Annotated in this window: 7 protein-coding genes and 1 other RNA gene; 6 read left to right on the top strand and 2 right to left on the bottom strand. The window is 64.4% G+C overall.

Annotation, left to right across the window (positions count from 1 at the left end; genetic code table 11):
* The 5 genes from ssrA to VGO12_RS30310 form a co-directional block, all read left to right on the top strand.
* Positions 1 to 90: a transfer-messenger RNA gene (gene ssrA, locus VGO12_RS32260) on the top strand; the annotation flags it as partial.
* A gap of 158 nt (positions 91 to 248) precedes the next feature.
* The gene (locus VGO12_RS30325; protein ID WP_327516445.1) at positions 249 to 761 is read left to right on the top strand and encodes an SspB family protein; all 513 of its coding nucleotides are present in this window, start codon (positions 249 to 251) and stop codon (positions 759 to 761) included.
* A gap of 18 nt (positions 762 to 779) precedes the next feature.
* Positions 780 to 992, top strand: coding sequence for a DUF4169 family protein (locus VGO12_RS30320; RefSeq protein ID WP_327516444.1), 213 nt, complete (start codon positions 780 to 782; stop codon positions 990 to 992).
* Positions 993 to 1,195: 203 nt separating this feature from the next.
* The gene (locus tag VGO12_RS30315; RefSeq protein WP_327516443.1) at positions 1,196 to 1,432 is read left to right on the top strand and encodes a ribbon-helix-helix domain-containing protein; all 237 of its coding nucleotides are present in this window, start codon (positions 1,196 to 1,198) and stop codon (positions 1,430 to 1,432) included.
* Between the two features lie 307 nt (positions 1,433 to 1,739).
* Positions 1,740 to 2,504, top strand: a complete 765-nt coding sequence (locus VGO12_RS30310; protein ID WP_327516447.1) for a hypothetical protein — start codon at positions 1,740 to 1,742, stop codon at positions 2,502 to 2,504.
* 112 nt (positions 2,505 to 2,616) lie between these two features.
* On the opposite strand, the gene VGO12_RS30305 is transcribed toward VGO12_RS30310, so the two are convergent.
* Both VGO12_RS30305 and VGO12_RS30300 read right to left on the bottom strand, forming a co-directional pair.
* On the bottom strand, positions 2,617 to 6,357 hold the full coding sequence (locus tag VGO12_RS30305; RefSeq protein WP_414650800.1) for an AsmA-like C-terminal region-containing protein: 3,741 nt from the start codon (positions 6,355 to 6,357) through the stop codon (positions 2,617 to 2,619).
* A gap of 251 nt (positions 6,358 to 6,608) precedes the next feature.
* Positions 6,609 to 8,015 (bottom strand): FAD-binding oxidoreductase, encoded by a 1,407-nt coding sequence (locus VGO12_RS30300; RefSeq protein WP_327516441.1) that lies wholly within the window; start codon positions 8,013 to 8,015, stop codon positions 6,609 to 6,611.
* Positions 8,016 to 8,342: 327 nt separating this feature from the next.
* Here VGO12_RS30300 and VGO12_RS30295 point away from each other — a divergent pair, with 327 nt between their 5' ends.
* Positions 8,343 to 8,777, top strand: a complete 435-nt coding sequence (locus VGO12_RS30295) for a DUF1772 domain-containing protein (RefSeq protein WP_327516440.1) — start codon at positions 8,343 to 8,345, stop codon at positions 8,775 to 8,777.
* Positions 8,778 to 8,787 lie beyond the last annotated feature (10 nt).

Raw genomic sequence — 8,787 nt, 5'->3', positions numbered from 1 at the left:
CTTAATCGCGGTGCGACACTTCAAATCAAGTCCTTCCGGGTAGCACCGTAAGGCGGGGTCCGAAGGCACCTGGCAACAGAAGCCTTCACCTTCTCCCCCGCTTCGAAATGGTCTATAGATGCTTGAATAATTGACTCGTCTCCTTCAGACGGGCAATGAAAAAGCCGCCGGCTTGACGCCAATGCCTGTAACAGACTGCAGGCCGGCAGCAGACAGTAAGATTGAGTTCGAGGAAAGACGGGACGCTCATGGGCCAGGACCACATCCGCTACGACATTCTGGCACAGGACGCGCTTCGCAGCGTCATCCGCAAGGTTCTGACGGAAGTCGCAACGACGGGTCACCTGCCGGGCGAGCATCATTTCTTCATCACCTTCCTGACGGGCGCGCCCGGCGTGCGCATCTCGCAGCACCTGAAGGCCAAGTATCCCGAGCAGATGACGATCGTCGTCCAGCACCAGTTCTGGGAGCTCAAGGTTTCCGAGGCCGGATTCGAGATCGGCCTCTCCTTCTCCGACACGCCTGAGCGCCTGGTGATCCCGTTCAACGCCATCCGCGGCTTCTACGACCCCTCGGTCAATTTCGAGCTGGAGTTCGATGTCGCAGCCGGCGAAGAGGAAGAGCCCGAATCGGCCGAGATCACCGCCTACCCCGTTCCGGAGGACAATGGCGAGGCGACCGCCAAGGACGACAAGCCGACCGAGCCCAAGAACGGCGGCGGCTCCGTCGTCTCGCTCGATTCCTTCCGCAAGAAGAACTGATCGGAAGGACCTCGGCTGATGACCGGCGATGTCGTCAATCTGCGTCAGTTCCGCAAGCGCCGCGAGCGCACGGAAAAGGAAAAGCAGGCCGAGCAGAACCGCATCTCCTTCGGCCGCACCAAGGCCGAAAAGTCCCTGACCCAGGCGCTGAACGACAAGGCGGAAAGCCGCCTTGACCAGGGGCGGCTTGAACGTCCTTCAAAGGACGAAACCGACGACTGCAAAGACTGAGCCTCCCGCCGAAATGCGATTCCCGGGCAAGGACTTGTGGTCGCTTTTCGATTCGATTTGCCAGGCCCTTCAATCAATCCCTCAAGCGGAATGGGGATCAACACCGCGGCGCTTTCAGCCCTCCTTCCGCTTTCCCATGACGACCGCCCCACGACGGCTTCGAACCGAAGCGCGCCAATCGTCGTGCCCCGGAGACCAGGCCCATGATCCGTAAGCACTCGGCAACGCTCCATGGCCACCGCACCAGCTTTTCGCTTGAGGACGCCTTCTGGCAGGAACTGAAGGCGATCGCGGCAGAGAGAGCGATGCCGCTTGCGCAGCTGATCGCCGAGATCGACGACCAGCGCAATCCCGACAGCAACCTCTCCTCGGCATTGCGGGTCTGCGTGCTCGACTGGCTGAAATCGAAGGCTTCCGCACGCTCGCCCGGCGCGCACTGAACCCGGTGCGTCGCGGCGATCGCAGCCGATATAGCCTTGACGGAGAGCTCCACTGTGTGGCGCGCGCAACAGCGAAGGCCATTCGGGAGGCCACGCTTTCCTCTTCCGCTCGAAATCTGTTGTTTTCGCTATCGCTTATATAAAGATAACGATGTTGGAGCCGGCGGCTTCTGCCGTCGATACGCATCGCTCCGAAGAGCAAGCAGGCCCTGCGGAAACGCACGCATCGTTTTCCGCGGACTGCCCAAGCGGGAGGCGTTTCATGAGTAACTCTGCGCGACTGGGCCTTGCGGCCTGCCTGAGCCTAATGCCCATTTTGTCGGCCCCACTTATACCTCTGCCCGCTCACGCGGCCGACATCACGCCGCTGATGGCGCCAGCAGCGCCGGTGGAAGAAACCGAGAGCGGCTGGCAATTCACCTTCGCCCCCTACTTCTGGATGGCGGGCCTTTCCGGCGACACCTCGCAATTCAGCCTTCCGACCGTTCATATCGACTCAAGCTTCAGCGACATCTGGAGCAATCTCGACTTCGCCGCCATGGCGACGCTCGAGGCGCGCAAGGACCGCTTCAGCATCTTCGGCGACCTGATCTACACGAAGCTCTCCGGCGACGGGAAGGCGCGCGGCATCTTCACCGACACGGTCGACGTGGAATCGGAGACCTTCTCCGGTCTGATCGGCGTCGGCTATACCGTGTTCGAGGACCAGAATTCGCACCTCGACGTTGTCGGCGGCGCCAAGATCTGGTCGGTCGACACGACCATCTCCTTCCGTGGCGGCCCGCTCGATGGCGTCAGCCGCGATGACAGCAAGACCTGGGTCGATGGCATGGTCGGCGTGCGCGGCAACTACTACTTCACGCCGGAAATCTACCTGACCGGCTGGGGACTGGTCGGAGGCGGCGGCGCCGACATCGACTGGGACGTCGGCCTTGGCCTCGGCTACCGCTTCAATGACACGATTTCGGCGATTGCCGGCTATCGGGCCCTCGGCGTCGACTACGACAATGACGGCTTCGTCTTCGACGTGGTCCAGCAGGGCCCGATCCTCGGGGTTTCCATCCGCTTCTAACCCTTCGCTGTCACAGAATTCCGTACGGAAAACCGTTAAGCACTTTTCCTGGAATTGCCCCGAGCGGCACGCGAAACAAACGAGGAAACCGGCGACGCGACGATGACGTGATCTATTGCACGGTCACGTCGGGCAGGACGTCAAAGTTCAGCTTCTGCCCGGGGGTGCCTCCGGTGCCGGTTCCCACGGAACCACCCGCGCCAGCCGGAGGGTTCGCCCCGCTGGCCGGGTCGGCCGCCTCCAGCGCCCTGCGCGCAGCCTCGGCGCGGCGTTCTTCTTCAGCCTTGCGTTGCTCTTCGGCCTGGCGCTGCTCTTCGGCCTTGCGTTCCGCCTCGGCGCGCGCTTCGGCCTCGGCCTTGACGCGGGCAGCCTCGGCAGCTCCCGCCGCGCGGCGGCGTTCTTCGGCAATCGCCCGCCGCCGATCCAGTTCACGCGCTTCGGCCCTGGCTTTGTAGAGCGCCAGTTCCCGGCGCAGCCGCTGTTTTTCGAGCACGTTCGCCTGGAGGATCTCGACGCGTCTGCGCTCGCGTTCGAAGGCGCGCAACGACAGGAAGTTTGAGAGGTCCGTTACGTCAAGGCTGACATCAGGCGCCTGCATCAGGCCGGCATAGCCGATCCGCACGCGCGGCTCGGCTCCGGCAAGCGCATCCTCGCCCGGCCGGAAGGTCAGGTCGATTGCAGCGTCGATCCGCCCGGCCGCGAGATCGACGGCCCCCTCGCCGGTGAAGGCGGCATTGCCGTCGCCCGCCGTGACGTTCTGCGCCCTGAGCACGCCGCCCGCAACACTGAACGGGATCTTGACGGCCCCGACGACCGACTGGCCCTGGAACACCGTCGCCTCGGCTGCAGGTCTGATCGAGTCCGGCGAAATCTGCACCTTCAGGGCGTCGGCAGCGGCGATCAGTTGCGGCAGCGCCGCGCTGTTGATGCCGGAAATGGTCGTTCCGTTGAGTGTCGCGGTGCCTGAGCCGCTCGCCGAATGGGCCATCGCCTCGGGCGTTGCGCCCGATGCCTCGAGCGCGACCGAAAGGTCGAAGGTGCCGGTCGCAACCGGCGTTCCCGCATGGCTCCAGCCGGCCTGCGCCAGGTCGCCGCCCTTGACGTCCAGGCGCGAGCGCAGGAAACCGGAACCGTTGGCGTTGCCGATCTGCACCCGGCCGCCGAGCTTGCCTCCCAGCCAGTCGCCGGTGGCATCGGTCAGCGAAACCTCGTCGCCCTTCCACTCCATCTTGCCGGCAAAGCCGGTGACCGCACCGTAGACGCCCGGCCAGAACTGCCCGGCCTGCACGTCGAGGGCGACGTTGAGACCGGTCCAGGCCGGCTGCGCCAGCGCACTCTTCGAAAACGTACCGTTCGCATCCTCGACCGATCCGAGAATGCCCTCGCCGAGCCAGGCGAGATCAAGGGTGTCGAGCGTCAGCTGGCCGGTGGCAGCGCCCGGCGTCTTGCGGTCGACAGTCAGATTGCCGGTAAAGCTGTTTCGGTCCGCCTTGCCCTCGACCGTGGTCAGCGCCACGGCCTCAGGCGTGGTCGCCACGTCGGCCGAGACCGTCAGCGGCAGGCCGTGGCCCATCTGCGGCACCGCCACGCCCTGCAACAGCAGGTAGGGCTCCAGATCCTGGGTCTGCAGCGTCACCTTTGCCTGACCTTCGAGGAAATGATCGCGGGAAAGATCGACGCTGCCCTTGGCGGCGAGCGAGGTCTTCTCGGTGGTGAAGGTCACCGTGCCGTTCGCCTTCGCGCCATCGGTGCTTTGCAGCTTGATCGAGAGAATGCCGTTGGCATCCGCATCGAACGGCAGCGGATCAAAGCCGGTCTGGCCGAGAAGCAGCCGGGTCTCAGGATTTTCCAGCGTCGCTTCGAGCAGCATCGCCTTGCCGGTCAGCGCCTGCGCGATGTCGGGGGCCTGGTAGCTGGCGGCGATCTTGGTGCCGTTGGCGGTGCCGAAGATGCCGAAGGTGGCGGGCGCGTTGCCCTCCTTGTTGCCGGCCGTCAGCGTCACGTCGAAGGCCGTGTCGCTGTAATAGGGGCCGGCCTTGATCAGTTGCCGGAGCGCCGGGTGATTGACCGCGTGACGGCCGATCATTTCGAGGAAGGGCGTCAGGTTCTTGGCGGCAAGCTTCATCTTGGCCGACACAACAGGTTTTTCGAGATCGCCGCTGGCGCGCCCGGAAAAGGCAAGCTGGGCGCCGGCAAGCGAGCCGATCGCCACGCGTTCGGCCTGCAACTGACCGTTCTTCAGGGTCAGCACGGCCTGAACGTCCTCGGCCTCTTCGCCGAAGGCGGAAAATTCGTCGGCCGACAGATCGGCGGCAATGGCGTGATCGAGCAGCGTCGCCGTCGAGGCGTCGCCCGCCACCAGCCCGGTCAGCGCCTGCAGCGCTTCGTAATCGATGCGGTTGCCCTTGAGCTGCAGCGACAGGTTCGGCTGCTGCTCGGCAAAGGACTGTCGCTCGAGCCTGCCCTTGAGGCTGGCGTCGCCGGCGGCCACTTCGAGGTTTTCGAACTGCTGCAGCGTGTCCGTCAGGTTCACCCTTGCCGAAAAGCCGGCGGTCTTCAGCTTGCGGATTGCCGGATCGACCGATCCGGCCAACCAGTTCGCCAGCCCCGAGGGCTGGTTCGAGGCGAGCAGCAGGTCGCCGCGGAAACTGCGCTGCCCGCGAAGGTTCAGCCGCCCCATGGCCTCCAGCTGGGTGCGCCCCGGCAGCATTGCCACGACATTGTCGATCACCCACCCGGCACCGTCGGGCTGCACGTCGATGCGCACGTCACGAACCGTCGTGTCGCCGACGACGATCGCCGGCAGCTTCAGGCTGGCGCGGCCGGGCACCTGGGGGATCGGGATGTCGGCGGCGATCGCAAGCATCGCTTCCAGCCGCTGGCGCATGGAGATCGCCGGATCGCGGCCAGTCTTGTTGTTGCGGCTCGGGCCGATGCGGCTGACATCGATCTGCTGGCCGTCGGCGATCAACAGGAACTTCTGGTCCTTGCCGGTATCGAGCGTCGCCTCGCCGGTGACCACATAAGGGTCGTCCGAAGGGCCGATTTCGAAGCGATATTCCGGGACACGGATGCTCTCGTTGGTCAGCTGGAAGTCGCCGTTGATGCGCAGCGGCGCCTTCTGGTCCGCCTCCTTCGCCTCACCCTGCGGCCTGTTTTCCGTCAGGGTGAAACGGCCGCTGTAGACGGGCTTGAAATCGACGATGCGCAGCGAGCCGTCGGTCTCGACCCCGAAGGGACGCTTGTCGGGTGTTACCCGCGCCTTCAGGCTGAGCGCGCCGGCCTCGTCCACTTCGTTGCTCGCGAGCGAGAAGCTTCCGGCTTCGCCGTCAAGCGCCGCCCTTCCCTCGATCTTCCAGGGGCCGGCAAGCGATCGGGCCGAAACATCGGCCGCAAGACCGCTGACGCGCCGTGTGCGCCCGGTCTGCTCGTCGATGAACTCGATCTGGCCGTTGCTGATCTCGACGTTTTCAAGCACCACTGTCTTGGCCGGGATCGAGGCGCGACGACCCCGCGCCCAGTCGAGCGTACCGTCAGGCAGCAGCCTCACCTTGGCCTTGGGGCGATCGAGGCGCATGTCGAAGATCAGCGCTTCACCGCTGAGGAACGGAGCAAGTTCCGCACTCATCGAAAACTGCGCCACCTGGATCAGCGGGTCGCCGTCTTCGCTGGCGCCGACGCGCACGTCGTTGAGAGTGACGGTCGGAAACGGGATCAGCCTTGCGTCGACGCTGCCATGCACGACGACCGGCTTGCCCATGATGCGGCTTGCCTCGCGTTCGAATTCCTTGCGGAAATCCGTCCAGTCAATGAACCACGGGGCGATCAGCGCCGCAAACAGCGCAACGACCACAAGTCCACCGACGGCAAGAAGAATTCGCGAAAGCACCGTGCCTATATTCCCATTCCGTTCATCGGCGCATCCGCGCCGCAAATCGATTTAAGCGCCTGAACCGGCGCCGGCCACAGCGCCAGGACCGGCGCTGTCGCATCTTGATTTGCCGCATCATTCCTCAAGGGGTCGAGTCCGACTTCAAGAACTATGCAGTATCACACTTTGGCGCCGGCGCATTGCTCCAAAACGCGCCGCGCCCGCGCCGCATCTCAAGCGAAGATCTTGCCGGGGTTGAAGATATTGTCCGGATCGAGAGAGCGCTTGATCTGGCGCATCAGATCGAGCGCGTCGCCAAGTTCAGCTTCAAGAAACGGCATCTTGCCCTGGCCGATGCCGTGCTCGCCGGTGCAGGTGCCGTCCATCGCCAGCGCCCGCGCGTTCAGCCGCTCGACAAAGGCCTCCGCGCGCGCCACGTCGGCCGCATCCTTGTCGTCAAACAAGAGCCCCACATGGAAATTGCCGTCGCCGGCATGGCCGACGATCGGCGCCGTCAGCCCGTGGGCGGCGCTATCTTCCTGGGTCGCGACCACGCATTCAGCCAGACGCGAGATCGGCACGCAGACGTCCGTCGACAGGATCGCCGCGCCGGGGATCAGGCTCTTTTGCGCCCAGTAGGCATTGTGGCGCGCCTTCCACAGCCGCGCCCGCTCCTCCGGATTGCTCGTCCAGAGAAAGCCCGTCGAACCAAACTCGGCTGCGATCTCGCCGAACTGGCGCGCCTGCAGCTCGACGCTTTCGGCGCTGCCGTGAAATTCGACGAACAACGTCGGCGTCTCTTCATAGGACAGGCTGGAATAAGCGTTGCAGGCCTTCATCTGCACCGCGTCGAGCAGCTCGATCCGGGCAACCGGTATGCCGGACTGGATCGTGAGGATCACCGCGTTGCAGGCGTCTTCGATCGTGGCAAACGGGCAGACGCCGCCTGAGATCACCTCGGGAATGCCCTGAAGCCTGAGCGTGATGGAGGTGATGATACCGAGCGTTCCCTCGGCGCCGACGAAAAGCCGCGTCAGGTCATAGCCGGCCGACGACTTGCGCGCCCGGTGCGACGTGCGGATTTCGCGCCCGTCCGCTGTGACCACCGTCAGCGCCAGCACGTTGTCTTTCATCGTGCCGTAGCGAACGGCATTGGTGCCGGACGCCCGGGTCGAGGCCATGCCGCCGATCGAGGCGTTGGCACCGGGATCGATCGGAAAAAACAGGCCGGTGTCGCGCAGATAGGTGTTGAGTTCCTCGCGGGTGATGCCCGGCTCGACCCGGCAGTCGAGATCCTCGGCATTGACCTCGATCACCTTGTTCATCCGGGCGAGATCGACCGAGATGCCGCCATTCGGCGCGTTGATATGCCCTTCGAGCGATGAGCCGGTGCCGAAGGGAATGAGCGGAACCTTGTGGCGGGCGGCGATCGCCACGATCTCGCGCACATCCTCAGAGCTTTCGGCAAAGACCACGCCATCGGGAAGCTGCGCCGGGATGTAGGTGGTGGTGTGCGCATGCTGGGCGCGGATCGCCTCGCCGGTCTGGAACCGGTCACCGAAGCGGGCGGAAAGTTCCGCCTTCGCCGCCACGATGCCTGCCTCGTTTCGTGCGCCGGTTTTGATCGCCTTCAAAGCCACGGAAACCACCCTTCCTCTCGCATCTGCGACATACCCCTCGGAAATGCCCGGGAAGCGCAGTCATTTCAAGGCGCTACTGTGCAAATCGGAATCATTTTGTCCAGACGCTCGCGCTCTTCATCAGCACGGTAGTGCAGGAAAACGCCTGACGTGAGACAGGAGTGTCACAGGCTGGCGCCTCGCGCCAACCCGGGCGGCCGATGGTGTCGGCCTGGACCACAGACCGGTCAGCGGGCGCTGCTACGTATGGGAGCAATACCCTCGAAAGACACCTGCCTCAAAGCGCGAGATGGATTATGATGATCGCCGTGAAGACAGGAGAGGCACATGCTGGGTCTCATCGCTCTGCTCGCCGCGTCGGTCTTTTTCGGCGCAGCCATCTACATCACCTGGGCCGAACAGCCGGCACGGCTGCACCTCGATGATCGCGCCGCGCTCATGCATTGGGTTCCGTCCTATCGCCGCGGCTTCGAAATGCAGGCGACACTCGCTTTGGTCTCCGGCCTTCTCGCCGCTGCCGCCTGGGCACAAACCGGCCACGTCCTGTGGGGACTGGGTTCCGCCATCATCATCATGAACTGGCCCTATACGCTGCTCTTCATCATGCCGGTCAATCGCCGGCTGGAGGCAATCCGGCCGGACGATGCCGGCACGGAAAGCCGCGATCTCCTGGGACAATGGGGCAGGCTCCATGCCGGGCGCAGCGCGCTCGGCGGGCTGGCGGCAGCGATCTTTCTCGCCGCCGCCTGGCTCGAACAGTAGCCAGTAGCCC

The sequence above is a fragment of the Ensifer sp. genome, assembly GCF_035999135.1.
Lineage (GTDB): Bacteria > Pseudomonadota > Alphaproteobacteria > Rhizobiales > Rhizobiaceae > Ensifer.
The sequence above is the reverse complement of the archived record's forward strand: the minus strand, read 5'-3'. Positions and strand labels throughout refer to the sequence as shown.

What these genes read in the sequence shown, in the direction of transcription:
- VGO12_RS30310 (WP_327516447.1), top strand. Translation starts at nt 1,740, where the DNA reads ATGCCCATTTTGTCGGCCCCACTTATACCTCTGCCCGCTCACGCGGCC.
- VGO12_RS30325 (WP_327516445.1), top strand. Translation starts at nt 249, where the DNA reads ATGGGCCAGGACCACATCCGCTACGACATTCTGGCACAGGACGCGCTT.
- VGO12_RS30320 (WP_327516444.1), top strand. Translation starts at nt 780, where the DNA reads ATGACCGGCGATGTCGTCAATCTGCGTCAGTTCCGCAAGCGCCGCGAG.
- VGO12_RS30315 (WP_327516443.1), top strand. Translation starts at nt 1,196, where the DNA reads ATGATCCGTAAGCACTCGGCAACGCTCCATGGCCACCGCACCAGCTTT.
- VGO12_RS30295 (WP_327516440.1), top strand. Translation starts at nt 8,343, where the DNA reads ATGCTGGGTCTCATCGCTCTGCTCGCCGCGTCGGTCTTTTTCGGCGCA.